The following is a 23,250-nucleotide window of genomic DNA, read 5'->3' as shown; positions in this document are numbered from 1 at the left end:
ACGGGCAGCGTCGCGCCGGGGAGAGACGAGGGAGTCCACATGAGACACGCTTCGCGGCTCCCGGCCGCGTGCGCCGCCGTGCTGGCGGTGGCCGCGGCCGGGGCGCTCGCCGGGTGCGGGTCGGTCGGTGCGGGGGCGGCGGGGGCTGACGGCGCCGAGCGCCCGCTCGTCGGCGTCGCCATGCCTACCACGACGTCCGAGCGCTGGATCGCGGACGGTGAGAACGTCCAGGACCAGCTCCGCGCGCTCGGCTACGACGTCGACCTGGAGTACGCCGAGAACGACGTGCCCACGCAGGTGGCGCAGCTCGAGGACATGATCGCGGCGGGCGCCGACGCGCTCGTGATCGGGTCCATCGACGGCGTCGCGCTGAAGGACGTGCTGGCGGAGGCAGCCGCGCAGGAGATCCCCGTGATCGCCTACGACCGGCTGATCCGCGAGTCGGGGGACGTCGACTACTACGCCACCTTCGACAACGCGCGCGTCGGCGTGCAGCAGGCCACGACGCTGCTGCAGGGCCTCGGCGTGCTGGACGCGGCGGGGGAGCCCACGGGCGCCGCCGGCCCGTACCGGGTCGAGCTGTTCGCCGGGTCCCCGGACGACAACAACGCGACCGTGTTCTTCGACGGCGCGATGCAGGTGCTCCGGCCGTACCTGGACGCCGGCGTGCTGACCGTCCCGTCCGGGCAGACCGACTTCGCCACGGTCGCCACCGACGCCTGGGACCCGAAGAACGCCACCGCCCGGATGCAGACGCTGCTGCCGCTGTACGCCGGCCAGCGCCTGGACGGCGTGCTCTCGCCGTACGACGGCATCTCGATCGCCGTCCTCGACGCGGTCAAGACCCTCGGCTACGGCACCGCCCAGCCGTTGCCGGTCGTCACCGGCCAGGACGCCGAGCTCGCCTCCGCGAAGTCGATCGCCGCGGGGGAGCAGTACGCGACGGTCTACAAGGACACCCGGCAGCTCGCCGAGGTCGCGGTCTCGATGGTCAAGGCGCTGCTCGACGGCGCGGAGCCCGAGACCAACGACAGCTCCTCGTACGACAACGGCGTGAAGGTCGTCCCGTCGTACCTGCTGACCCCGCAGGTCGTCACCGCCGAGAACTACCGCCAGGTCCTCGTGTCCGGCGGCTACTACACCGCCGAGGAGCTGGGCTGATGGCCACCGCCGACCGCACCCCGCGAGCCCGCCGCGCGTCCTGGTTCTGGGACCGCCCCGTCGCGCTGAAGATCGCCGTGTCCCTGCTGGTGCTCGGCACCACCTTCGCCCTGGTCGGCGGGGTCGGCGCCGTCGCGCTGTACCGCGCCGGGCAGCACCTGGAGGAGATGTCCGGCCTGACCGGCGACCTGCAGTCCGCGATGTCCGAGCTCCGGGCCGCGCAGACCCGCAGCCACCTGCTGGTGCACCGGGCCGCCGAGGCCGCCGACGACTCCGTCCGGGCGCAGCTCCTGGAGTCCTCGGCCTGGACGGACCGGGACGTCGCCGCGCAGATCGACGCGATCTCGCAGTACCCGCAGTCCGGGACCCGGCAGTGGACGGACTTCGTCGACCGCTGGGACGCGTGGGTGGCCTACCGGGACGCCACGCTGCTTCCGCTCGTCGAGGCCGGCGACCTCGCCGGGCTGCGCACCGCGCTCGCGGCCGACGCGTCCGCCGACCCCGACTGGGCCGGCCGGGCGCTCGCGCTGGCGCAGGGCCAGGTGGACGCGCAGGTGGACGAGATCCTCGCCGCCAGCCGCGCCGAGGTGGACCGCACGATCCTCGCGCTCGTCGTCGCCTTCGTGGTCGGCGCCGGCCTGTCGGGGCTGCTCGCCGTCCTGGTGATCCGCCGGATCACCCGCGCGGTGCGCAGCGTGCAGGGCTCGCTCGAGGCCATGGCGGAGGGCGATCTCACCGTCCCGGCCGAGGTGCCGTGGCGCGACGAGACCGGCCGGATGGCCGAGGCGCTCGCGCAGGCGCAGGAGTCGCTGCGCACGACGCTGGCCGGGGTGGTCACCGCCGCGGGCTCGGTCGAGGCGACGGCCGCCGACCTGTCCGCGTCGAACGGCACCGTCGTGGCCGGCTCGCAGGAGACCTCCGCGCAGGCGGGCGTCGTCGCGGCCGCCGCGGAGGAGGTGTCCCGCAACGTGCAGGCGGTCGCCGCCGGCGCCGAGCAGATGGGCGCCAGCATCCGGGAGATCGCGCAGAACGCGGCGCAGGCCGCCAAGGTCGCGGGCCAGGCCACCGACGTCGCCGCCACCACGAACGAGCAGGTGGCCCGGCTCGGGGCGTCGTCCCAGGAGATCGGGAACGTCGTCAAGGTCATCACGTCGATCGCGGAGCAGACGAACCTCCTCGCGCTGAACGCGACCATCGAGGCGGCCCGAGCGGGCGAGGCCGGCAAGGGCTTCGCCGTGGTCGCGGGGGAGGTCAAGGAGCTCGCGCAGGAGACCGCCAAGGCCACGGAGGACATCGCCCGCCGCGTCGAGGCCATCCAGAACGACACCAGCGCCGCCGTGGTCGCCATCGGGCAGATCTCGCAGATCATCGCGAGCATCAACGACTACCAGCTCACCATCGCCAGCGCGGTGGAGGAGCAGACGGCCACCACCACCGAGATGTCCCGCTCCGTGGCCGAGGCCGCGGCCGGGTCGGGGGAGATCGCGGGCAACATCACCGGCGTCGCCGGCGCCGCGGCGCGCTCGGTGGCCGTGCTGGACGAGGTCTCCGGCCACGTGGCGGACCTCGCGACCCTGTCCGCGGACCTCCACAGCAGGGTGGGCCGTTTCACCTACTGACGGGAGCCCCCGGCACCTCAGGGCCGCTCAGGAACCGGCCGCACCGACCGATCAGAACCACGAACCCGGCCGGTGCGGCCGGTCCGCATGTGAGGGAGTGCCCGTGACCAGGATCCGTGTGCTGGTGGTCGACGACTCGGTCGTCGTCCGCCGGCTGGTGACGGACTCGCTCTCCCGCGACCCGGACATCGAGGTCGTCGGGTTCGCGTCCAACGGCCGGATCGCGCTGGCGAAGGTGGACCAGCTCGCGCCGGACCTGGTGACGATGGACATCGAGATGCCGGAGATGAACGGCATCGAGGCCGTGCGCGCGCTGCGCCGCGCCCGGCACACCATGCCGATCGTCATGTTCTCCACGCTCACCGAGCGCGGGGCGGCGGCCACGCTCGACGCCCTGGTCGCCGGCGCCACCGACTACGTGACGAAGCCGGCGAACGTCGGCAGCGTCCAGGAGTCGCTGGACCGCGTCGCGAGCGAGCTGATCCCGAAGATCAAGGCGTTCGTCCCCCGCCGGGCCCTCCCGCCCCGGTCGACGGCGCCGGCCGACGCCCCGGCCCCGGCCGCCCCCGCGCGGTTCCCCGCCGGCCCGCCCGCCGGCGCCGCGCCCGCGCGCCGCCCGGTGGTCACCCGCCCGACGCCCGCGCCGCACCCGATCAGCGCCGTCGTCATCGGCTCGTCCACCGGCGGCCCCGAGGCGCTGTCCACCGTGCTCGGCGCGCTGTCCGCCCCGCCGCCGGTGCCCGTGCTCGTCGTGCAGCACATGCCGCCGGTGTTCACCCGGCAGCTCGCGGCCCGCCTGGACCGGCTCGGCCCGACCACGGTCGTCGAGGCGTCCGACGGCGAGGCCCTGCGCCCCGGCACCGTCTACATCGCGGCCGGCGACCACCACCTCGAGCTCTCCCGGTCCGCCGGGACGCTGCGCACCGTCCTGACCGACGGCCCGCCGGTGAACTTCTGCCGCCCCGCGGTGGACGTGCTGTTCCGCTCCGCCGTCCGCGAGCTCGGCGGCCGGCTGCTCGCCGTCGTGCTCACCGGCATGGGCGCCGACGGCCGCACCGGCTGCGAGGACGTCGTCGCCGCCGGCGGCACCGTCGTCGTCCAGGACGAGCCCACGAGCGTCGTCTGGGGCATGCCCGGGGCGGTCGCGACCGCCGGGTTCGCCCACCGCGTCCTGCCCCTGCGGGAGGTCGCCCCCACGGTCGAGGCCGTCCTCACCCGCTCGGGGACCGCCCCCGCCGTCCCGATCGGAGGCCGGCCGTGAGCCTGACCCAGGACACCTTCGCGTTCGTCGCCGACGTCGTCCGGCGCCGCAGCGCGATCCAGCTCGAGGCCGGCAAGGAGTACCTCGTCGAGAGCCGCCTCCTGCCGCTCGCCCGCGACGCCGGCCACCCCGGCGTGGACGCGTACGTCCGCGAGGTCCGGGCGCGCGGGCGCGAGGCCGACCTCGCGGAGATCGTCGAGGCGCTGACCACCAACGAGACGTCCTGGTTCCGGGATGCCACGCCGTTCAGCGCGCTGCGCACCCACATGGTGCCCGCGCTGCGCGCCGACCGCCCCGTGCTCGACTCGGTGCGCGTCTGGTCCGCCGCCTGCTCGACCGGGCAGGAGCCGTACTCGCTCGCGATGACCCTCGCCGACGTGCTCGGCCCGGGCGTGCGGGTGGACATCACCGCCACCGACCTGTCCGAGCAGGTGCTCGCGCAGGCCCGGTCCGGCCGGTACTCCCAGCTCGAGGTGAACCGCGGCCTGCCCGCGCCGATGCTCGTCCGGCACTTCCAGCGCTCGGGCACCGACTGGCAGATCTCCGAGGCCCTGCGCCGCGCGGTGACGTTCCAGAAGCACAACCTGCTGGACCTGCCGCCCGCCGGCCCGTTCGACATCGTGTTCCTGCGCAACGTGCTCATCTACTTCGACCTGGCCACCAAGCGCTCGATCCTGTCCCGGGTGCACCGCGTGCTGAAGCCCGGCGGGTTCCTCGTGCTCGGCGCGGCGGAGACCACCATCGGCGTCGACGGCGACTGGGAGCGGATGCCGGTCGAGCGCGGGTCCGTCTACCGGCCCGTGCACGCCGGCCTGGTCCCGAGCCCGCGCCCCGCGCCCGCCGCCGCGGCCTCGGCCGCCCCGTTCTCCCGGCCGGCCGGCGCGCCTGCCACCTCGACCCTGCCGACCACCCGACCGCGGCCGGCAGGACCCGCCGGCGCGGCCTTCCCCCAAGGAGTGACCCGATGAGAGCCCTGGTCATCGACGACTCGCGGACGATGCGGCGCATCGTCTCCGGCGCCCTGGAGGACCTCGGGTTCTCCACCGTGCAGGCGGGCGACGGCCAGCAGGCCCTCGACGTCCTGGACGCGGGCGAGGAGGTCGACCTCGCGTGCATCGACTGGAACATGCCCGTGATGGACGGCCTGACGTTCGTCACCCGCGTCCGCGCGAACCCGGCGTGGCGGCACATCACGCTGATGATGGTCACCACCGAGAGCGAGCACGGGCAGATCGTCCGCGCGCTGGCGGCCGGCGCCCACGAGTACCTGATCAAGCCCTTCACCACTGACGCCATCCGCGACAAGCTCGACCTGCTCGGGCTCGTCCCTGCCGAGGAGCTCGCATGACCGCCACCCCCGTCGAGCAGGACCAGGTGTACGCGATCGCCGAGGAGGTGTTCGCGGCCATGGTCGACGGCGAGCCCGGCCACCTGCGCCCGTGGGAGGGCGAGGTCCCGGTGCCGGCCGAGCCGCTGGTCGCGTGGGTCGAGATGCACGGCGACGTCGCCGGCGGCGCGGCCGTCAGCACCGACACCCCCACCGCCCACGACCTCACCCGCGCCCTGCTCGGCATGGGCGCCGACGAGGCCGTCGGCCCGGAGGACCTGGTCGACGCCTTCGGCGAGGTCGCCAACGTCGTCGGCGGCAACGTCAAGGCGCTGCTGCCGCACCCCGGCACCCTCGGGCTGCCGCACGTCGCCGCCGCCCTGCCGGACCTCACCGGCAGCGCCCTCTCGCACGCGCTGCGCCTCGACTGGCGCGGCCGTCCGATCGTCGTGGTGGTCTGGCTCTCCTGAGCCCGGCGCACCACCCCGCCCCACCCGCACACCCGAAGGGAAGTGACGAGCATGATCCGCGTGCTCATCGCCGACGACAGCCGCGTCATGCGGCAGATCGTGATCCGCACGCTGCGCCAGGCCGGCTACGACTGGGACGTCCGCGAGGCGTCCGACGGCCAGGAGGCCCTCGAGGCCGTGCGCGCGGACGAGCCGGACGTCGTGCTGTCGGACTGGAACATGCCGAACCTCACCGGGATCGAGCTGCTGCGCCGCCTGCGCCAGGAGGGCTTCACGACCCCGTTCGGCTTCGTGACCTCCGAGGGGTCCGACGAGATGCGCACCCTCGCCGACGAGGCCGGCGCGCTGTTCCTCATCGCCAAGCCGTTCACGGCGGACACGTTCCGCGACGCCATCGAGCCGGTGCTGGCATGAGCGCCCAGACCCCGCTGCCCTCCGCCCTGGAGGTCCGCGAGCTGTGGGAGGGCCTGGTCGGCCGGGACATCACCGTCACGACCGGCGGGCCGATGGTCGACCCCGTGCTGAACGGCGGCGCCCAGGTCGGCGTCTACGTCGACCGCCTGCTCGCCCTCAAGGCGCTCGTGCTGTTCGACCTGCCGCTCGCCGCGCACCTCGGCGCCTCCATCGCCCTGGTCCCGGCCCGCACGTCGCAGACCGCCGTCGAGGAGGAGCAGCTCCCGGTGGCGCTGGCCGAGAACGCCGCGGAGATCCTCAACGTGACCGCCGCGCTGTTCAACGTCGGCGACGCGCCGCACCTCAAGCTCGACGGGGTCTACGCGCCGCGCGAGCCGCTGCCGGGCGACGTGGCGCAGTGGGTGCTGGCGTACGTGCGGCGGCTGGACCTCGAGGTCGAGGTCGCCGGGTACGGGCGCGGGACCGCGTCGGTGCTGGTGATCTGACGCCTCTCCCGGGCCGGCGGGACCGGCCCGGGAACGGTCCTGTTACGAGCGTGTGACGGCTCGTGGACGGAGGCGTCCGGGCCTTCACGGTTCTGCCACACTGCCGCCATGTCCTCCACCTCCACGGGGTCCTCCGTGTCGGCGCCGCCTGCGCCGAAGAACGCGGTCGACCGGTTCTTCAAGATCTCCGAGCGCGGGTCGACCATCGGCACCGAGATCCGCGGCGGCCTCGTCACCTTCTTCACGATGAGCTACATCATCGTGCTGAACCCGCTGATCATCGGCACGGTCCAGGACGGCACCGGGTCGTTCCTCGGCGGCGGCGACGGGCCGAACATCCCGATGATCGCCGCGACCACGGCCCTGGTCGCCGGTGTCATGTCCATCCTCATGGGCGTCGTCGCGAACTTCCCGCTCGCGCTCGCCGCGGGCCTCGGGCTCAACGCCGTCGTCACGTACTCGATCGCCTCGCTGCCCGACATGACGTGGGCCGATGCGATGGGCATCGTCGTGCTCGAGGGCCTCATCATCCTGGTGCTCGTGCTCACCGGCTTCCGCGAGGCCGTGTTCCGCGCGGTGCCGATGGAGCTCAAGACCGCGATCAGCGTCGGCATCGGCCTGTTCATCGCGTTCATCGGCCTGGTCGACGCGGGCTTCGTGCGGATCCCGTTCAGCCAGGCGACGCCGGTCGAGCTCGGCATCGGCGGCTCGCTGGGCTCGTGGCCGCTGCTGGTGTTCGTGTTCGGCCTGTTCCTCGCGATCATCCTCATGGCCCGCAAGGTCAAGGGCGCGATCCTCATCGCCATCGTGTCCAGCACGGTGCTCGCGATCATCGTGGAGGCGGTCGGCAAGATCGGCGGCCAGACCCCGGAGAACCCCGGCGGCTGGGAGCTCAACGTCCCGGCGCTGCCCGACTCCGTCGTCGCGGCCCCCGACTTCTCCCTGCTCGGCCAGTTCTCGCTGTTCGGGTCGATCGAGAAGATCGGCATCGTCGCCGTCGTGCTGCTCGTGTTCTCGGTGATGATCGCCGACTTCTTCGACACGATGGGCACGATGGTCGCCGTCGGCGGCGAGGCCGGCCTGCTCGACAAGGGCGGCAACCCGCCGCGCACCAAGCAGATCCTCATCGTCGACTCCCTCGCGGCCGCCGCGGGTGGCGCCGGCTCGGTGTCCTCGAACACCTCGTACGTCGAGTCCGCCGCGGGCGTCGGCGACGGCGCGCGCACGGGCCTCGCGTCGGTCACCACCGGCATCGCGTTCCTGCTCGCGACCTTCCTGTCCCCGCTGGTGGACATGGTCCCGTTCGAGGCCGCCACCCCGGCGCTGGTCGTCGTCGGCTTCCTCATGGTGATGCAGGTCTCGGGCATCGACTGGAAGAACTTCGAGGTCGCCGTCCCGGCGTTCCTCACCATCGTGCTCATGCCGTTCTCGTACTCGATCACGGTCGGCATCGGCGCGGGCGTCATCTCGTTCGTCGTCATCAAGCTGGCGATGGGCAAGATCCGCCAGGTGCACCCGCTCATGTGGGTCGCGACCGTGCTGTTCGTCGCGTACTTCCTCATCGAGCCGATCAAGGACCTGCTCGGCCTGTAGACCCCTCCCGCCCGGACACGCGCCGGCTCGCCCCCTGCGGGCGGGCCGGCGCGGTCGTCGGTGCCCGGTTCGGCCGACGCGCCGGTCACGGTAGGTTCGGGTGGTCCGACGTCGCCGTCCGAGGAGCTCTCCGTGCACGTGTCCGTGATCGGCTGCGGCTACCTGGGCGCGGTGCACGCCGCGAGCATGGCCAAGCTCGGCCACACCGTCGTCGGCCTCGACGTCGACCCCCGGAAGGTCGAGCTGCTCGCCGCGGGTCGCGCCCCGTTCTACGAGCCGGGCCTGCCGGAGCTCCTCACGGAGGTGCAGGGCTCCGGGCGGTTGTCCTTCGTCACCGACGCGGCCGCGGTCGCCGGGGCGGCGGTGCACTTCCTGTGCGTCGGCACGCCCCAGAAGCACGGCGAGTTCCGCGCCGACCTCAGCTAAGTCGACGCCGCGTTCGAGACGCTGCTCCCGCACCTGCGGCCCGGCGACGTGGTGGTCGGGAAGTCCACCGTGCCGGTCGGCACCGCCGAGGCCCTGGCCGAGCGGCTCGAGCCCACGGGGGCGTCGCTGGTCTGGAACCCCGAGTTCCTCCGGGAGGGCTTCGCGGTGCAGGACACGCTGCACCCCGACCGCCTCGTGTACGGGCTGCCCGCCGACGCGGCCGGGGTGCCGACTCCGGCGGGCGCGCGGGCGCGAGAGGTGCTCGACGAGGTCTACGCCGGTCCGCTGGCCGACGGCACGCCCCTGGTCGTCACCGACTACGCGACGGCCCAGCTCGTGAAGGTCGCGGCGAACTCGTTCCTCGCCACGAAGATCTCGTTCATCAACGCCATGGCCGAGCTGTGCGAGGCGACCGGGGCGGACGTCACCCGGCTCGCGGACGCCATCGGCTACGACGACCGGATCGGGCGCCGGTTCCTCAACGCCGGGCTGGGCTTCGGTGGGGGCTGCCTGCCCAAGGACATCCGTGCGTTCATGGCCCGCGCCGGCGAGCTCGGCGTCGACCAGGCCCTGTCCTTCCTGCGCGAGGTGGACGCGATCAACATGCGCCGGCGGGTCCGCATGGTCGACCTGGCCCGCGAGGTCTGCGACGGGTCCATCGTGGGTCGCCGGATCGCCGTGCTGGGCGCCGCGTTCAAGCCGGACTCCGACGACATCCGGGACTCGCCGGCCCTGTCCGTGGCGGCCCAGATGCAGCTGCAGGGCGCCGACGTCCGCGTGACCGACCCGCAGGCCGTCGCGAACGCCCGCGCCGCCTGGCCCGGGCTGACGTACGCCGCGACGGTCGAGGAGGCCGTCGAGGGCGCGGACGTCGTGCTGCTGGCCACGGAGTGGCGCGAGTACCGCGAGCTGGACCCGGAGCCCCTCGCGGCCCTGGTCGCCCGGCCCCGCATGCTGGACGGCCGCAACGTCCTGGACCCCGCGCGCTGGCGCGCCGCGGGCTGGACGTACCGCGCCCTGGGCCGCCCCTGACCCCGCCCCGCCCCTGACCCCGCCCCGCCCCGCCCCGCCCCTCACCCCGCCCCGGTCCCCGCGGCCGCACGCCGAGACTGCAGCAGGTGTCGGGTTCCGGCCCCCGATGCCGGCATCTACTGCATCCTCGACGGCCGCTCGAGGGCTGCGCGGACCCAGGCGACCGGGCGGTCGGGGTGGCGCAGGACGTCGTCCGCGGTGCACGTGATGACGCGCCAGCCGTGCGACTCGAGCGCCTGCCGGCGGGCGATGTCCCGGCGCCACGTCCGGCGGTCCGTGCGGTGCACGTCCCCGTCGTACTCGACGGCGACGCGCTGGGCGGGGTAGCTCAGGTCCGGCAGCGCCAGGAATCGGCCGTCCGGCGCGTGCACCGGGTGGTTCACGAGCGGGTCGGGGAGCCCTGCCCCGGTCAGCAGCAGACGCAGCCGGGTCTCCATCGGCGAGTCCGTGCCCGGCCGGATCTCGGCGAGAGCCGCGAGGAGGCGACGCCGGCCGCGCGTCCCTGGCGGCAGGGCCGTGGCCGCGGCGTGAAGCAGCGTCCCCGCTGAGATCGGGTGCTTCCGGCACGTGAGTGCGTCACCGAGCACCACCAGTCGGCCGACGTCGAGCTCCGCGGCGAGCTGTACCCACACCTGCTCGGGTGCGAGGACGGGCACACCTCCTGCCACGGCCAGCGACCCCACGCGCGGATCGGATCGCCGGTGGCCGGTGAACCCTCGCCGGCGCGGCGCCGTCGAGCCCGGTCCGACCTGCACGTGGAGCGGGCCGCTCGCATCGAGGCCGGCCGGGACGGGGACCTGGAGGAGCGCCAGTGCCGTCACGTGGCAGAACAGGGCGTCATCCGGGAGCGAGGGCAGCACATCGCGACAGCGGCGGGCGACGTCCGACGGCTCGGGCGCGGGCGATCCGGTCCGGACGCCTCGCGTCGGCGCACGCAGGGAGCGGCGCCGCAGCTGCGCCGGCGTCAGGCCGGCGGCCCGGCCCTCGGACACGAGGAAGGGTCCTCGGGCGAGCGACGCGGGCAGCGGCGGGCGGGGGGTCGGCATGCGGCCACCTTCGGGGGACGCCACGGGATCCGGTCCCCGCACGTCGACCTGCCTGGGGACCACGCACCCGCCCGACCCCCTGTGGACGAGCGGCCGGAACTCGCCGCGTACCCGCCGAGGCGTCGTCGAGACTGCAGCAGGTGCGGGTCTCCCGGGCTTGGCGTCAGGTGGTTGTTGCAACGTGGTCCTCACCGGGAGGGTGCGTGGCATGGCTGGTTCGAGGTTGTCGCTGCAGGAGCGGGCGCAGATCGAGGTGTTGTTCGGTCAGGGGCTGACGTTCCCGGCGATCGGTCGGGCGATCGGGCGTGATCGCTCGACGGTCTGGCGTGAGGTCACGCGGAACAACTCCTACCGGGGTATGCACTTGGGTGGGGCCGGGTCGCGGCATCCTGGTGGTGCTCATTCGGGTCGGGCCGGTCGCGGCGGGGCCTACCGGTGGGTCTACGCCCACGGCAACGCCCACGCCCGGGCCGCCCGGCGCGCGCGGCGCCCCCGGGCCGGCAAGCTGATCGGGAACGCGAACGTCAAGGGTCGCGCGCCGTTCCCGGGTCGACTCTGGCCGGTGGTCGCCGCCAAGCTCGCGCAACGGTGGTCGCCTCGGCAGATCGCACACTGGTTGCGTCAGGAGTTCCCCGACCGACCGGAGCAGTGGGTGTCCCACGAGACGATCTACCAGGCGATCTACTACCAGGCCCGCGGCGGGATGCGCGCGGAGCTGGACCGGCAGGTCGCGCTGCGCTCGGGGCGCGCAGCGCGCCGACCTCAGTCACGGGTTGCGTCGGCCGGCCGGGGCGCGAAGACCTGGATCGGGGACCTGAACATCTCGACCAGACCCGCCGAGGCCGCTGATCGGGCGGTCCCGGGGCACTGGGAAGGTGACCTGGTGATCGGGGCGCGGGGGTCCTCGGCGATCATCACGCTGGTCGAGCGGTCCACCCGGTTCGTGATGCTGGGGGCGCTGCCGAACTCCCGGGTCTCCGAGGAGGTCACCCGGGTCCTGATCGACCTGATGGGCCGGGTCCCGGGCGAGCTGGCCAAGACCTTGACCTGGGACCAGGGATCCGAGATGGCCCAGCACGCGGCGTTCACCCTGGCCACAGGCTGCCGGGTGTTCTTCTGCGACCCGCACTCGCCCTGGCAGCGCGGAAGCAACGAGAACACCAACGGGCTGCTGCGCCAGTACTTCCCCCGGTCCTCGACCGACTTCCGCACCTACACCCAGGACGACCTCGACGCCGTCGCCCGCGAGCTGAACCGCCCCGGGTTCAGTGGAGGCTCGGTTCTTTGGTTTCCAGCGTCGTGGACGCCGTGATCTGACGGTAGTGGGCGGCCTCGTGCTCGCTCGGTGGGATGTCGCCGAGCTCGGTGTGCAGGCGCCGGTTGTTGAACCAGTCGACCCACTCCAGGGTCGCGATCTCGACGTCATCCAGCGTCCGCCAGGGCCCCCGGCGACGGATGAGCTCGGTCTTGAACAGGCCGATGGTGGACTCGGCCAGGGCGTTGTCGTAGGCGTCGCCGACGGTCCCGATCGAGGCCCGCATGCCGAGCGCGGCGAGCCGCTCGGTCAGCGCCAGGCTGACGTATTGCGACCCTGCATCGGTGTGATGGATGAGCCCGGTCAGGTCGGTAACGCCGGCGCGGCCGCGAGACCACACGGCCATCTCCAGGGTGTCGGTGACCAGGTCGGCGCGCATCGTGGTGTCGGCCTTCCAGCCGACGATCATGCGTGAGTAGACGTCGATGATGAACGCGACGTAGCTGAAGCCGGCCCACGTCCGGACGTAGGTGAAGTCCGCGACCCACAGCTGGTTCGGGGCGGTCGCGGTGAACGCGCGGTTGACCAGGTCCCCGGCGCGGCAACCGTCCTTGCCCGGGATCGTGGTGCGCCTGGCCCGGCCGCGGACGGCTCCGTGCAGGTCAGCGGCGCGCATCAAGCGTTCGACCCGGCAGCGCCCGATCGGGTGGCCCAGGCGGTGCAGGTGCTTCCACATCTTGCGCGCCCCGTAGACCCCGTAGTTCCCCGCGTGCTCAGCGGTGATCACCTCGGTCAGCTCGGCGTCGCCGACAGACCGCGCCGAGGCTGGACGTGTCTTGGCCGCGTAGTAGGTGCTCGGGGCGACCTGCAGCTCCCTGCAGATCGGCTCGACCCCGAACTGGCCCTTGTGGCCGTCGATGTACTCCACGATCACCGTTGTGGGCGGTCGAGCTCCGCCGCGAAGAAAGCCGACGCCGACCTCAAGATCGCGTTGGATCGGCGCAGCTCACGGTTCTCCCGCTCGAGCTCGGCCAGCCGCTGCGCGTCCGACGTGCTCGTCCCGGGTCGATCGCCGGCGTCGACCTCGGCCTGGGTGACCCAGTTCCGCAACGTCTCGGGATTGATCCCGAGCTGGTCACCGATCCGGCGCAGCGCCCCGACCCGCGTCGCGGGGTCACGCCGCGCATCGACGGCCATCCTGATCGCTCGCTCCCGAAGCTCCTCCGGGTACTTCCTCGGTGCTGCCATGACTCTCATCCTCCGTGGATTGAGAGCCTCTACGGAAGCCGGGGCGGTTCAAGCTCAACGGCCGACCCCGCGAAACCCTCGGCTGGCAGAATCCCGCACAACGACTCAACGACCTACTCGTTGCAACCGCCGCCTGAAACCGCCGGGAGCGATGCCAGCAAGTTGTGCAGTCTCGGCGGGCGCGGGCGCGGGCGTGCGGGAGGGGCGGGGCGGAGTACGGGGGAGCGGCGGGGGCGGGCGGGTGTCGTTAGCGAAGGTAATGAGTTAAGGTAAGGATCATGTCCGTCGAGGAGCTGGCCGGGGAGCTGCGCGTCGCGCTCGCGAAGTCGAGCCGGCGCATCCGGTCCCGGCGCGGCGCCGCCGACCTGCCCGACCCGCAGTTCAACGTGCTCGCGATCCTGCTGCGCGAGGGGCCGCTGACCCCCGGGGCGCTCGCGGACACCGAGCACGTGCAGCCGCCGTCGATGACCCGCACCGTGAACGCGCTGGTCGAGCTCGGGTTCGTGCGGAAGTCCGAGCACCCGACGGACGGCCGGCAGGTCGTGGTGAGCCTGACGGAGCCCGGCGAGGCGGAGGTCCGGGAGACCCGCCGCCGCCGGGACGCGTGGCTCGCCGACCAGCTCGAGACGCTCACCCCCGAGGAACGCCGCACCCTCGCGCAGGCCGCCGTGCTGCTGCGCCGGATCGCGGCAGGATGAGGCCGCCCGCATGAACTCCACCTTCGCGTCGCTCCGGTACGTGAACTACCGGCTGTGGTTCGCCGGCGCGCTCGTCGCGAACATCGGCACCTGGATGCAGCGCGTCGCGCAGGACTGGCTCGTCCTGACGGACCTGTCCGACGACTCCGGCCTGGCGGTCGGTATCACGACGGCCCTGCAGTTCGCCCCGACTCTGCTGCTGTCCGCCTGGGCCGGCGTGCTCGCGGACCGGGTGAACCGCCGCAAGCTGCTGATGGTCACGCAGGGCGCGCAGGGCGTGCTGGCGTTCGGGCTGGGTGCGCTGGTGCTCTCGGGGCACGCGGAGCTGTGGCACGTGTACGTGTTCGCGGCGCTGCTGGGCGCGGTCGCGGCGGTCGACCAGCCGGTGCGGCAGACGTTCGTGGCGGAGCTGGTCCCGGCGGGCAGGCTGTCCAACGCGGTGGGCCTGAACTCGACGTCCTTCAACGCGGCCCGGCTGATCGGCCCGGGCCTGGCGGGCCTGCTGATCGCGGCGGTCGGGACGGGCTGGGTGTTCGTCATCAACGGGGTGTCGTTCGCGGCGACGATCCTGGCGCTGCTGCTCATGCGGACGTCCGAGCTGCACCCGATGCCGGTGGCCCCGCGCGCGAAGGGGCAGATCCGGGAGGGGATCCGCTACGTCCGCGGCCGGACCGACATCCTCGTGATCATGGCCGTGATCGGCGTGGTGTCGACGTTCGGCCTGAACTTCCAGATGACGTCGGCGCTCATGGCGCGGGCGGAGTTCGGCAAGGGCGCGGGGGAGTACGGGATCCTCGGCTCGGTGCTGGCGATCGGCTCGCTGGGCGGCGCCCTGCTGGCGGCCCGGCGCGAGCGGCCCCGGGTGCGGCTGGTCATCGGCGCGGCGTTCGGGTTCGGCGTGGCGACCGGCGTCCAGGCGCTCATGCCGACGTACGCGTCCTACGCGGTGGCCTGCATCCCGGTCGGGCTGGCGTCGCTGACGATGCTGACCGCGGCGAACACCACGATCCAGATGTCGACCGACCCCGTGGTGCGCGGCCGGGTGATGTCGCTGTACATGATCGTCATGCTCGGGGCGACGCCGATCGGGTCGCCCATCGTGGGGTGGATCGGCGAGACGTTCGGCCCGCGCTGGTCCATCGGCATCGGCTCGATCACGGCGTTGATCGTCTCCGCGGCTGCGGCGCTGTGGGCCCGCAAGCACTGGAACGTCCAGGTCCGGTACCGGCTGCGCTCGCGGCCGCACCTCGAGGTCCTGCACCCGGAGGTCCCGACTCCGCGCCGGACCGCCGCGGACCAGCTGGCCGCGCGCGAGGCGGCCGACGCGCAGGCGTGACCCCCGGGTGAAGTTCGGCCCGCGGTGCCCGTCCGAAATGTCCGATATGTGACGATCGGACGATGGCAGTCCGACGCCGGGTGCTCCTCGCCGCTGCGGTGCTGCTCGCCGGCCTGCTGCTGGTGGGCGGGTGGCTCGCCGTGCGGGTGTGGCAGGCCGCCGGGGCGGCGCGCGACCTGCGGGCCGCCGCCGCCGGTGCCGCGGAGGAGGCCGCCGTCCTCGACGTCGGTGCGCTGCAGGCCCGGCTGCCCGCGGTCCAGGAGGCCGCCGCCCGCGCGGCCGCCGCGGCGGACGACCCGGTCTGGCGGCTCGCGCAGCACCTGCCGTTCGTGGGGGACGACCTGGCCGCCGTCGCCGCGGTGGCGTCCGCCGCCGACGAGCTCGCGCACGACGCCGCGCCGGACCTGCTCGAGGCCGTCGCGGCGATCGCGGCGGACGCGGCCCCGGCCGTCGAGCAGACGGCGGCCGGGGCCTCCGCCGTCCCGCGCGAGGTCCCGGCGGGCTGGGTCGACCTCGGCCCGCTCGTGGACGCGGCCCCCGCCGCCGACCGCGCGGCCGGGGTGGCCCAGCGCCTGAGCTCCGACCTGGACGCGATCGGCACCGCCGGACTGCTCGGCCCCGTCGCCGGCCCGGTCGGCGAGCTCCGGGACGCGCTGGACGGCGCGGACGACGCGCTGGCCACGGTGCGGTCGCTCGCGCCGGTGCTCCCCGCGCTGCTGGGCGAGGACGGCCCACGGACGTACCTGCTGCTGTCCCGGAACCCCGCGGAGCTGCGCGCCCAGGGCGGGATCGTCGGCGCCGTCACGGTGCTCCAGGCCCGGGACGGGGCGGTCGGCCTGGTCGGGCAGCGCGGGACGGTCGAGCTGCCCGAGCTCGCGGGTGCGGCGATGCCCCTGAGCGACGCGGAGCTCGCGCTGTACGGCGACCGCCTGGGCCGGTGGGTGCAGGACGTCGCGCTGACCCCCGACTTCCCGCGGTCCGCGGAGCTCGCGGCGGCGTTCTGGCGGGAGTCCACCGGGCAGGTGGTCGACGGGGTGCTGGCGACCGACCCGGTGGTCGTCGCGGACCTGCTCGGCGCCACCGGGCGGACGGTGGAGGCCGACGGCGCGGAGCTGGGCGGCGACGACCTGCTGCGGGCCCTGCTGCGCGACGCCTACCTCACCTACGGCGACCCCCGGTTCGGGGACGCCTTCTACGCGCAGGTCGCCGGGGCGGCGTTCACGGTGCTCCGGGACGCCGCGCTGGATCCGGCGGCGGCCGAGGCCGCGGCGACCGTGGCGGCGGACGCGGTGGCGGCCCGCCGGGTCGCGGTGTGGTCCGCGCGGGCGGACGAGCAGGCGCGGGTCGGCGCCTCCGCCCTGGGCGGCGCGTTCCTCACGGGGGACGCGGCGACGCCGACCGGCACCGTCGGGCAGGCGGTCGGGGTGTTCCTCGACGACGCGACGGCGGGGAAGCTCGACTTCGACCTCGATGCGGCGGTCACCGTGACGATGTCCGGCTGCGGCACGGCGCACCCGGAGGCGCGCGTGGAGGTGGCGCTGGACTACCGGCCGCCCGCGGACGTGACCACGTACCCGGCGCAGGTGCTCGGCGACGGCGGCTCGGGCCTGGCGCCGGGCTGGCTGGCCACCAACGTCTCCTTCTACTCCGCGCGCGACGGCGCCGTGGGGGAGGTGCGGCGGGGTGACGCGGTGGTCGGCGGGCAGACCGGCACCGTCGCGCGCCGGGACGTCGCGGTCGTCACGTCCCGCCTCGAGCCGGGCGCGGGCGAGCGGTACACGGTGACCGTCCCGGCGCCCGCGGGCGCGCTGACCGTGTGGACGACGCCGACCCTGGACGGCCCGGGCGTCGTGACCGGGGCGTGCCCGCCGGTGCCCTGAGGCGCCCGGGCGTGTCGCGCGCGGCCGCGGCGGCGGCGCGTCACCCGTTCCGGTGGTCGGCGCGGCAGGTCACCGCCCCGTCGTCACCCGGATGCCGCGGTTCCGCGTGATCACGCGGAACTTCACCCGTGATTCCGGTCGGCACCGGACCCCATCGTGTGCCTACCATGGGCGAAATGTCCGATTTGTACGAATCGGGCGGGGTGCGGGAGTGCGCCCCCGGGACCGGCAACGGGGCCGGCAGCACGCGGAGGTGGGACATGGAACGGATGCGACGAGCGGCCCTCGGGCTGCTGGCGACGGTCGCCGTCACGGCCGGGGCCGTCCTGGCGCTGGCGGGCCCGGCAGCAGCCGCCGCCCCGGCGCCGGCGCTCGCCGCGCCCGCGGTGGTGGACCCGGTCCCCGATCCGGAGGTCCCCGCCCCCGACCCGGCCACCGCCTGCGCGAACCCGTCCGCCGGCGAGGGGTACGCCCCGCCGGGGCGCTGCGAGCTCGTGCTGGTCCGCGCGGCGGGCATCTGCCTCGGCGACGCCCCCGCGCTCGACTACGCCGTCGATCCGTTCGGCACCCCGAACACCACCGTGACGATCACCTTCGTCAACCCCGCAGGGGACGACGCGGTGCTGTCCGGGCTCCCGCTGAGCGGCCGGATCTACTGGCCGGGCACGGTGATCCAGGACGGGGTCGTCGTCGACTGGCCGGGCTGGACGCGGAACCCCGACGGGACCTGGGAGGAGTTCGACGCGTACTCCTTCACGCGGCCGAGCGTGCGGGTCGAGTTCGAGGTGAACCCGTCCGTCGCCACCGTCGTGTCCTACCCGCCGGCGACCTCGGCCTGCGCGAACCCGCCGCAGTCCGGCGTCCTGGGCGTGACGACGACGTCGCAGGTGCTGGCGGCGCCGGAGACGCAGTCCGCGGTGCTGGCCGTGACCGGGGCGAACTCGTGGCCGCTGGTGGCGGTCGCGGGTGCGGCCGTGCTGCTGGGCGCCGGGATGGTGGCGCTGTCGGTCCGGCGGGGGCACCGGGCCCGCTGAGCCGGGCCGCCGGGGGCCTCAGCCCAGCCGGTCCACCACGTGGTCCAGGCACGCGGTGAGCGCCAGCACGTCGTCCGGCTCCACGGAGGGGAACATCGCGACGCGCAGCTGGTTGCGCCCGAGCTTGCGGTAGGGCTCGACGTCGACGACGCCGTGCGCCCGCAGGATCCGGGCGACGGTCGGCGCCTCGATCCCGGGGGCCAGGTCGATGGTGCCGACGACGGGGGAGCGCTGCCCGGGGTCCGCGACGAACGGCGTCGCCCAGTCGCGGGCCTCGGCCCAGCCGTACAGGTGCCCGGAGGACGTCGCGGTCCGCTCGGCGCACCACGCCAGGCCGCCGTTCGCGAGCATCCAGTCGACCTGCTCGGCCAGCAGCACCAGGGTGGCGATCGCCGGGGTGTTGAGCGTCTGGTCGGCGCGCGAGTTCTGCACGGCCGTCGTCAGCGACAGGAACTCCGGCACCCACCGCCCGGAGGACTCGACGCGGGCGGCGCGCTCGACGGCAGCGGGGGACAGCAGCGCGAGCCACAGCCCGCCGTCCGAGGAGAACGACTTCTGCGGGGCGAAGTAGTAGGCGTCGGTCTGCGCGACGTCGACGGCCAGGCCGCCGGCGCCCGACGTCGCGTCGACGACCACGAGCGCGCCCTGGTCCGCGGACCCCGGCACCCGGCGCACGGGGGCGACGGCGCCGGTCGAGGTCTCGTTGTGCGGCCAGGCGTACACGTCCACGCCGTCGGCGGCGGACGGGGTGGCGGAGGTGCCGGCCGGCACCTCGGTCACGACCGGGTCGCCCAGGAACGGCGCGCGCGCAGCGGCGGCCGCGAACTTCGACCCGAACTCCCCGAACACCGCGTGCGCGGACCGGCGCTCCACCAGGCACAGGGTCGCGAGGTCCCAGAAGGCCGTGGACCCGCCGTTGCCGAGCGCGACCTCGTAGCCGTCCGGCAGGGCGAACAGCTCGGCGAGCCCCGCGCGGACCCGGCCGACGAGCGACCTCACGGGCGCCTGCCGGTGCGAGGTGCCGAGCAGCGTCCGGCCGACCTCGGCGAGCGCGCGCACCTGCGCCTCGCGGACCTTCGCGGGCCCCGACCCGAACCGGCCGTCCGACGGCAGCAGGTGCGCAGGGATGGTCACGGTGGCGGGCGTCACGGTCACGCGCCGCACGATACGCGCAGGCCCCACTCCGTCGGCGGGACCAACTAGCCTGTGGACGGACGTCCGCGCGCACGACAGAAGGGGCACCGGCGTGAGTGACCTGATCGACACGACCGAGATGTATCTCAAGACCATCTACGAGCTCACCGAGGAAGGCATCACGCCGCTGCGCGCCCGCATCGCCGAGCGGCTGGGGCACAGCGGCCCGACGGTGTCCCAGACGGTCGCCCGCATGGAGCGCGACGGGCTCGTGGTCGTGTCCGGCGACCGGCACCTGGAGCTCACCGAGGAGGGCCAGTCCAAGGCGATGCGCGTCATGCGCAAGCACCGGCTGGCCGAGCGCCTGCTGGTCGACGTGATCGGCCTCGACTGGGAGTACGTGCACGAGGAGGCGTGCCGCTGGGAGCACGTCATGAGCGAGCGTGTCGAGCGGCGCCTGGCCGGCCTGCTGGACCACCCGCACTTCGACCCCTACGGCAACCCGATCCCGGGGCTGGACGAGATCGGCGAGGAGCGGACCCCGGTCGGCTTCCTCGACGGCGTCCAGTCCTCGGTCGCGGTGGCGGCCGCGGTGGGTGGCCCGACCAAGGCCGTCGTGGCCCGGATCGGCGAGCCCATCCAGATCGACGTCGAGCTGCTCGCGCGCCTCGCCCAGGCCGGCGTCAAGCCGGGCAACGAGGTCGTCGTCGAGAAGAACGGCGGCGTGGTGACGGTGGGCGCCCCGGGCGCGGAGACCGTGCTCGACCTCCCGCAGGAGGTCGCCCGCCACGTGTTCCTCTCCGTGTCCTGACGCCTGTCCCGGCCCCACCCGACCCGACGGCCCCGCGGCTGTGGCGTACGCCACTCGCGGGGCCGTCGTGCACCGGTGACCTGGCGGTGCGTGTGAGCGTTCCCCTGACGGGGAAACTGTCCGTGACCGGAACGTGACAATCGGCTCCGGGGTCCGGTACGGTCGGTCTCGCTCCGACGGAACCCTCCTCTGTCAGAGCCCTTGGACGGTACGCCGAGCCCTGCCGCCGCCCGAGGTCCGAACGGACTCGCCGGTAGGGGCGGGGGAACCACATGCGGGCACCGGAGACGGTGTCCTTGGGGTGAAGCCGCGCGACGCGACCGGTCCGTCCGGGAGCGCCACGCGGCCGGGTATCTCCAACCCGAACCCGACAGCTCACCTCGTAGGCGCCAGGAGAGGCTGTACGTGACCGCAAGTGCTGTGCGCGCTCGACACCGTTCCGCGCGTCGCCCCGTCACCCCCCTGACCGATCTCGCCACCGCCGCCACGGGCACCATCGCCCTGGCCGGTCGCCGCACCGCTGTCGTCGCGGCGTCCTCGGGCCTCATGGTCTCCATGGTCGCCGTGCCGGCGACCGCCGCGACCAGCTCCGGCGACCAGGCCCTCACCGCGGTGGACACCACCGCGCTGACCGCCTCGGCGAAGACCGTCCTCGACGCGGCCCCGGTCGTGACCTCCCCGGCCGACGCCGCGTGGACCTTCGAGGCCCCCGCCGTCACCGCGGTCGTCCCCGAGCCGGAGCCCGAGCCCGAGCCCGTCGTGGAGCGCGCCGCGTCGCGCAGCTCCCAGCGTGCCGCCACGGCCGAGACCGCCGCCGCGCCGGCCGCCGCCGCGAGCGCCGTCCCGCAGTCGGTGGCCGGCAACGCCGTCCTCGAGGTCGCGGCCCGCTACGTCGGCGTCCCGTACCTGTCCGGCGGCACCACGCCCGACGGCTTCGACTGCTCCGGCTTCGTCTCCTACGTGTACGCGCAGCTCGGCATCTCGCTGCCGCGCACGTCGTCCGCGATCAAGGCGGCCGGCACCGTCGTCTCGGCGTCCGAGGCCCAGCCGGGCGACCTGATCTGGAGCCCGGGTCACATCTCGATCTACGCCGGCGGCGACCAGCAGATCGACTCGCCGCGCCCCGGCAAGACGATCCAGTTCCGCAGCATCTGGCAGTCCTCCCCGGTGTTCATCCGCATCGGCTGAGCAGGACCGCCCCGCACGTCCCCGGACCCCCACGGCCACCACGGCCGTGGGGGTCCGGGCGTTCCCGGCCGGACCGGTGGCGCGCGCCCCGGCCGGAATGACGGCGCAGGATCGCCGCGGGTGCGCGTACGCTGCAACTGCTGTGCCTCCCCCAGCGGGCCCGTCAGCCAGGCGGGCCCTCGACCTGGTCTAGGAGTAACGCCGTGCTGCTGCTGCCCGCGCCACCCAGGACGCTGCTCCTGAACGCCAGCCTCGAGCCCCTCTGCGTGGTCGCCCTACCCCGGGCCGTCACCCTCGTCATGTCCGGCAAGGCCACGGTCCTGGAGACGGACGGCCGCGTGCTGCACGCCGAGCGCATCGTGGTCCCGTTGCCGGTGGTCCTGAGCCTCACCCGGTACGTGCACGTGCCGGTCCGCAAGCCGCTGCCACCGACCCGCCGCACCGTGCTGCAGCGGGACGACCACCGGTGCGCGTACTGCGGCTCGCACGCCGACACGGTCGACCACGTGCACCCGCGCTCGCGCGGGGGCCGGCACGAGTGGGCCAACGTCGTCGCCGCGTGCCGCCGGTGCAACCACCGCAAGGCCGACCACCTGCTCCATGAGCTCGGCTGGGAGCTCGCGTACACGCCGTCGCCCCCGCGGGGTGCGACGGCGTTCCTGCACGGGGCGGCCGTCGACGAGCCGGCCTGGTCGGCGTACCTCGCGGCCTGACGCCGCCGGGGCGCGGCCGGGCACCGTCCCGCGCCCGCCCCGAGTCCAAGGCTTCGTCAAGAGTTCTCCACGCGCGTCCCCGTGTCGAGTGGTCGGCGGGCATGATCAGGGAGCACACTGGGGTGTGCGACCAAGGAGGTCAGAGCCATGAAGCGGGACGCGGAGATCCTCGTCGGAGTCGACGGGTCGGCGGCGAGCATGCACGCCCTCGACTGGGCGGCCGCGGAGGCCCGGACGCGGCGCCGGCCGCTGCACGTCGTGTGCTCGTACACGCTGCCGTCGTTCACGGCCGCCTCGCTGGACGGCGGGTACGCCGCCCTGGACGACACGGCGATCCAGCAGGGCGCCCGCGCGGTGCTCGCCGAGGCCCGGCAGCGCGCCGAGGGCCCGGACCTGGAGATCACGACGACGGTCGCGACGGGCGACGCCGCCGCCGTGCTGGTCGAGATGTCCCGGGACGCGTCGCTCGCGGTGGTCGGCACGCGCGGCAAGGGCGGCTTCGCGGACCGGCTGCTCGGCACGGTGTCCTCCACCCTGCCCGCGCACGCGCACTGCCCGACGGTGGTCGTCCCGCTGCGCGACCAGCGGCGCGGCGGCGTGGTGCCGAACGACGAGTCCGCCCCCGTGGTCCGGCCGGTGCGCCGGATGGTCGTCGGCGTCGACGGGTCGCCGCAGGCGGACCTGGCGCTGCGGTACGCGATCGAGGAGGCGCAGGCCTGGGGCGCGGAGCTCACGGCCGTCGCCGGGGTGCCCGTCGGCAGCGGCTCGGGGGTCATGGCGTGGCTGCCTGCGACGATCGACCAGACGCAGGTGCTCGCCGACGTCACCGAGGGCCTCAACGTCGTGGTCGACCGGGCGCTGGCCCAGTACCCCGGCGCGACCGTGCGCCGGCACGTCCTGGACGGGACCGGGGCCGAGCTGCTGACGGAGTTCTCGGCGGCCACGGACCTGCTCGTCGTCGGCTCGCGGGGCCGCGGGGGGTTCACGGGCCTGCTGCTGGGCTCGACGAGCCAGGCGGTGCTGCACCACTCGGCGTGCCCGGTCATGGTGGTGACCAACGGCTGCCTGGAGCGCGCGGAGGCCGCGGGCGCGGGGAACGGCACCGCCGCCGCGGGCTGA

General features: G+C 74.3%; 21 protein-coding genes, 1 pseudogene, 1 riboswitch and 1 other annotated feature. Of the genes and pseudogenes, 19 read left to right on the top strand and 3 right to left on the bottom strand.

Going from position 1 to position 23,250, the window contains the following annotated elements; all coding sequences use genetic code 11:
- The first annotated feature begins 39 nt into the window (after window positions 1-39).
- From chvE to HNR08_RS04565, 10 genes and pseudogenes are all read left to right on the top strand, one after another.
- The gene (gene chvE / locus HNR08_RS04610) at window positions 40-1,161 is read left to right on the top strand and encodes a multiple monosaccharide ABC transporter substrate-binding protein (RefSeq protein ID WP_146838330.1); all 1,122 of its coding nucleotides are present in this window, start codon (window positions 40-42) and stop codon (window positions 1,159-1,161) included.
- Window positions 1,161-2,780: a methyl-accepting chemotaxis protein gene (locus tag HNR08_RS04605; protein WP_146838332.1), complete on the top strand. Its 1,620-nt coding sequence runs from the start codon at window positions 1,161-1,163 to the stop codon at window positions 2,778-2,780. Before chvE ends, HNR08_RS04605 begins: the two co-directional genes overlap by 1 nt.
- Before the next feature lie 103 nt (window positions 2,781-2,883).
- Entirely contained in the window at window positions 2,884-4,041 is a 1,158-nt protein-coding gene (gene cheB / locus HNR08_RS04600; RefSeq protein WP_146838334.1) for a chemotaxis-specific protein-glutamate methyltransferase CheB, read from the top strand.
- Window positions 4,038-5,009 (top strand): CheR family methyltransferase, encoded by a 972-nt coding sequence (locus tag HNR08_RS04595; protein WP_146838336.1) that lies wholly within the window; start codon window positions 4,038-4,040, stop codon window positions 5,007-5,009. The genes cheB and HNR08_RS04595 overlap by 4 nt, the downstream gene beginning before the upstream one ends.
- Complete coding sequence (locus tag HNR08_RS04590) at window positions 5,006-5,389, top strand: response regulator (RefSeq protein WP_146838338.1); 384 nt, start codon at window positions 5,006-5,008, stop codon at window positions 5,387-5,389. Before HNR08_RS04595 ends, HNR08_RS04590 begins: the two co-directional genes overlap by 4 nt.
- Window positions 5,386-5,838 (top strand): chemotaxis protein CheX, encoded by a 453-nt coding sequence (locus HNR08_RS04585; protein WP_146838340.1) that lies wholly within the window; start codon window positions 5,386-5,388, stop codon window positions 5,836-5,838. The genes HNR08_RS04590 and HNR08_RS04585 overlap by 4 nt, the downstream gene beginning before the upstream one ends.
- A 51-nt stretch (window positions 5,839-5,889) precedes the next feature.
- Window positions 5,890-6,252, top strand: a complete 363-nt coding sequence (locus tag HNR08_RS04580) for a response regulator (protein WP_146838342.1) — start codon at window positions 5,890-5,892, stop codon at window positions 6,250-6,252.
- Window positions 6,249-6,737: a hypothetical protein gene (locus HNR08_RS04575; protein ID WP_146838344.1), complete on the top strand. Its 489-nt coding sequence runs from the start codon at window positions 6,249-6,251 to the stop codon at window positions 6,735-6,737. The genes HNR08_RS04580 and HNR08_RS04575 overlap by 4 nt, the downstream gene beginning before the upstream one ends.
- Before the next feature lie 108 nt (window positions 6,738-6,845).
- Window positions 6,846-8,330, top strand: a complete 1,485-nt coding sequence (locus HNR08_RS04570; protein ID WP_146838346.1) for an NCS2 family permease — start codon at window positions 6,846-6,848, stop codon at window positions 8,328-8,330.
- Between the two features lie 132 nt (window positions 8,331-8,462).
- Window positions 8,463-9,788, top strand: a pseudogene (locus tag HNR08_RS04565) (UDP-glucose dehydrogenase family protein).
- Between the two features lie 116 nt (window positions 9,789-9,904).
- On the opposite strand, the gene HNR08_RS04560 reads toward HNR08_RS04565, so the two are convergent.
- Window positions 9,905-10,834: an endonuclease domain-containing protein gene (locus HNR08_RS04560; protein WP_146838348.1), complete on the bottom strand. Its 930-nt coding sequence runs from the start codon at window positions 10,832-10,834 to the stop codon at window positions 9,905-9,907.
- A 208-nt stretch (window positions 10,835-11,042) separates the two neighbouring features.
- Between HNR08_RS04560 and HNR08_RS04555 the strand changes: the two genes are divergently transcribed.
- Window positions 11,043-12,146, top strand: coding sequence for an IS30 family transposase (locus tag HNR08_RS04555; RefSeq protein WP_183834807.1), 1,104 nt, complete (start codon window positions 11,043-11,045; stop codon window positions 12,144-12,146).
- Here the strand turns inward: HNR08_RS04555 and HNR08_RS04550 are convergent.
- A protein-coding gene (locus HNR08_RS04550) for an IS3 family transposase (protein WP_246803297.1) occupies window positions 12,100-13,337 on the bottom strand; the annotation gives its coding sequence in 2 pieces (ribosomal slippage) (window positions 12,100-13,058 and window positions 13,058-13,337; 1,239 coding nt in all). The genes HNR08_RS04555 and HNR08_RS04550 overlap by 47 nt on opposite strands.
- Window positions 12,946-13,059: a sequence feature (AL1L pseudoknot), on the bottom strand. It overlaps the preceding gene by 114 nt.
- 278 nt (window positions 13,338-13,615) lie before the next feature.
- Here HNR08_RS04550 and HNR08_RS04545 point away from each other — a divergent pair.
- The 4 genes from HNR08_RS04545 to HNR08_RS04530 all read left to right on the top strand — a co-directional run bounded on the left by HNR08_RS04545 (window position 13,616) and on the right by HNR08_RS04530 (window position 18,285).
- Window positions 13,616-14,035 (top strand): MarR family winged helix-turn-helix transcriptional regulator, encoded by a 420-nt coding sequence (locus HNR08_RS04545; protein ID WP_146840849.1) that lies wholly within the window; start codon window positions 13,616-13,618, stop codon window positions 14,033-14,035.
- 10 nt (window positions 14,036-14,045) lie between these two features.
- Window positions 14,046-15,371: an MFS transporter gene (locus HNR08_RS04540; RefSeq protein WP_146840850.1), complete on the top strand. Its 1,326-nt coding sequence runs from the start codon at window positions 14,046-14,048 to the stop codon at window positions 15,369-15,371.
- Between the two features lie 62 nt (window positions 15,372-15,433).
- The gene (locus HNR08_RS22220; protein WP_146840851.1) at window positions 15,434-17,251 is read left to right on the top strand and encodes a DUF4012 domain-containing protein; all 1,818 of its coding nucleotides are present in this window, start codon (window positions 15,434-15,436) and stop codon (window positions 17,249-17,251) included.
- 269 nt (window positions 17,252-17,520) lie between these two features.
- Window positions 17,521-18,285, top strand: a complete 765-nt coding sequence (locus HNR08_RS04530; protein WP_146840852.1) for a peptidase — start codon at window positions 17,521-17,523, stop codon at window positions 18,283-18,285.
- 18 nt (window positions 18,286-18,303) lie between these two features.
- Here the strand turns inward: HNR08_RS04530 and serC are convergent, their stop codons facing one another.
- Window positions 18,304-19,434: a phosphoserine transaminase gene (serC, locus tag HNR08_RS04525; protein WP_338075831.1), complete on the bottom strand. Its 1,131-nt coding sequence runs from the start codon at window positions 19,432-19,434 to the stop codon at window positions 18,304-18,306.
- Window positions 19,435-19,531: 97 nt separating this feature from the next.
- On the opposite strand from serC, the gene HNR08_RS04520 reads away from it, so the two are divergent.
- The 4 genes from HNR08_RS04520 (at window position 19,532) to HNR08_RS04505 (ending at window position 23,250) form a co-directional block, all read left to right on the top strand.
- On the top strand, window positions 19,532-20,230 hold the full coding sequence (locus HNR08_RS04520) for an iron-dependent transcriptional repressor DtxR (protein ID WP_146837493.1): 699 nt from the start codon (window positions 19,532-19,534) through the stop codon (window positions 20,228-20,230).
- 238 nt (window positions 20,231-20,468) lie between these two features.
- A riboswitch (cyclic di-AMP (ydaO/yuaA leader) is annotated at window positions 20,469-20,633 on the top strand.
- A 2-nt stretch (window positions 20,634-20,635) separates the two neighbouring features.
- Window positions 20,636-21,418 carry a C40 family peptidase gene (locus HNR08_RS04515; RefSeq protein ID WP_146837496.1) on the top strand — a complete coding sequence of 261 codons (783 nt, stop codon included), beginning with the start codon at window positions 20,636-20,638 and terminating at the stop codon, window positions 21,416-21,418.
- A gap of 203 nt (window positions 21,419-21,621) precedes the next feature.
- Window positions 21,622-22,131: an HNH endonuclease gene (locus HNR08_RS04510; RefSeq protein ID WP_246803058.1), complete on the top strand. Its 510-nt coding sequence runs from the start codon at window positions 21,622-21,624 to the stop codon at window positions 22,129-22,131.
- Window positions 22,132-22,278: 147 nt separating this feature from the next.
- On the top strand, window positions 22,279-23,250 hold the full coding sequence (locus HNR08_RS04505) for a universal stress protein (RefSeq protein WP_146837499.1): 972 nt from the start codon (window positions 22,279-22,281) through the stop codon (window positions 23,248-23,250).

The sequence above is a fragment of the Cellulomonas hominis genome, from assembly GCF_014201095.1.
GTDB classification, from domain to species: Bacteria; Actinomycetota; Actinomycetes; order Actinomycetales; family Cellulomonadaceae; genus Cellulomonas; species Cellulomonas hominis.
Note: the sequence above shows the minus strand (reverse complement) of the source record. Positions and strands in the feature narration are given on the sequence as shown.

Bases quoted from the DNA above. Each gene is read 5' to 3' on its own strand.
- HNR08_RS04545 (WP_146840849.1), top strand. From the start codon at position 13,616: ATGTCCGTCGAGGAGCTGGCCGGGGAGCTGCGCGTCGCGCTCGCGAAG.
- HNR08_RS22220 (WP_146840851.1), top strand. From the start codon at position 15,434: ATGGCAGTCCGACGCCGGGTGCTCCTCGCCGCTGCGGTGCTGCTCGCC.
- HNR08_RS04570 (WP_146838346.1), top strand. From the start codon at position 6,846: ATGTCCTCCACCTCCACGGGGTCCTCCGTGTCGGCGCCGCCTGCGCCG.
- HNR08_RS04590 (WP_146838338.1), top strand. From the start codon at position 5,006: ATGAGAGCCCTGGTCATCGACGACTCGCGGACGATGCGGCGCATCGTC.
- HNR08_RS04530 (WP_146840852.1), top strand. From the start codon at position 17,521: ATGCGACGAGCGGCCCTCGGGCTGCTGGCGACGGTCGCCGTCACGGCC.
- HNR08_RS04555 (WP_183834807.1), top strand. From the start codon at position 11,043: ATGGCTGGTTCGAGGTTGTCGCTGCAGGAGCGGGCGCAGATCGAGGTG.
- HNR08_RS04560 (WP_146838348.1), bottom strand. From the start codon at position 10,834: ATGCCGACCCCCCGCCCGCCGCTGCCCGCGTCGCTCGCCCGAGGACCC.
- HNR08_RS04505 (WP_146837499.1), top strand. From the start codon at position 22,279: ATGAAGCGGGACGCGGAGATCCTCGTCGGAGTCGACGGGTCGGCGGCG.
- HNR08_RS04580 (WP_146838342.1), top strand. From the start codon at position 5,890: ATGATCCGCGTGCTCATCGCCGACGACAGCCGCGTCATGCGGCAGATC.
- HNR08_RS04585 (WP_146838340.1), top strand. From the start codon at position 5,386: ATGACCGCCACCCCCGTCGAGCAGGACCAGGTGTACGCGATCGCCGAG.
- HNR08_RS04605 (WP_146838332.1), top strand. From the start codon at position 1,161: ATGGCCACCGCCGACCGCACCCCGCGAGCCCGCCGCGCGTCCTGGTTC.
- HNR08_RS04575 (WP_146838344.1), top strand. From the start codon at position 6,249: ATGAGCGCCCAGACCCCGCTGCCCTCCGCCCTGGAGGTCCGCGAGCTG.
- HNR08_RS04540 (WP_146840850.1), top strand. From the start codon at position 14,046: ATGAACTCCACCTTCGCGTCGCTCCGGTACGTGAACTACCGGCTGTGG.
- chvE (WP_146838330.1), top strand. From the start codon at position 40: ATGAGACACGCTTCGCGGCTCCCGGCCGCGTGCGCCGCCGTGCTGGCG.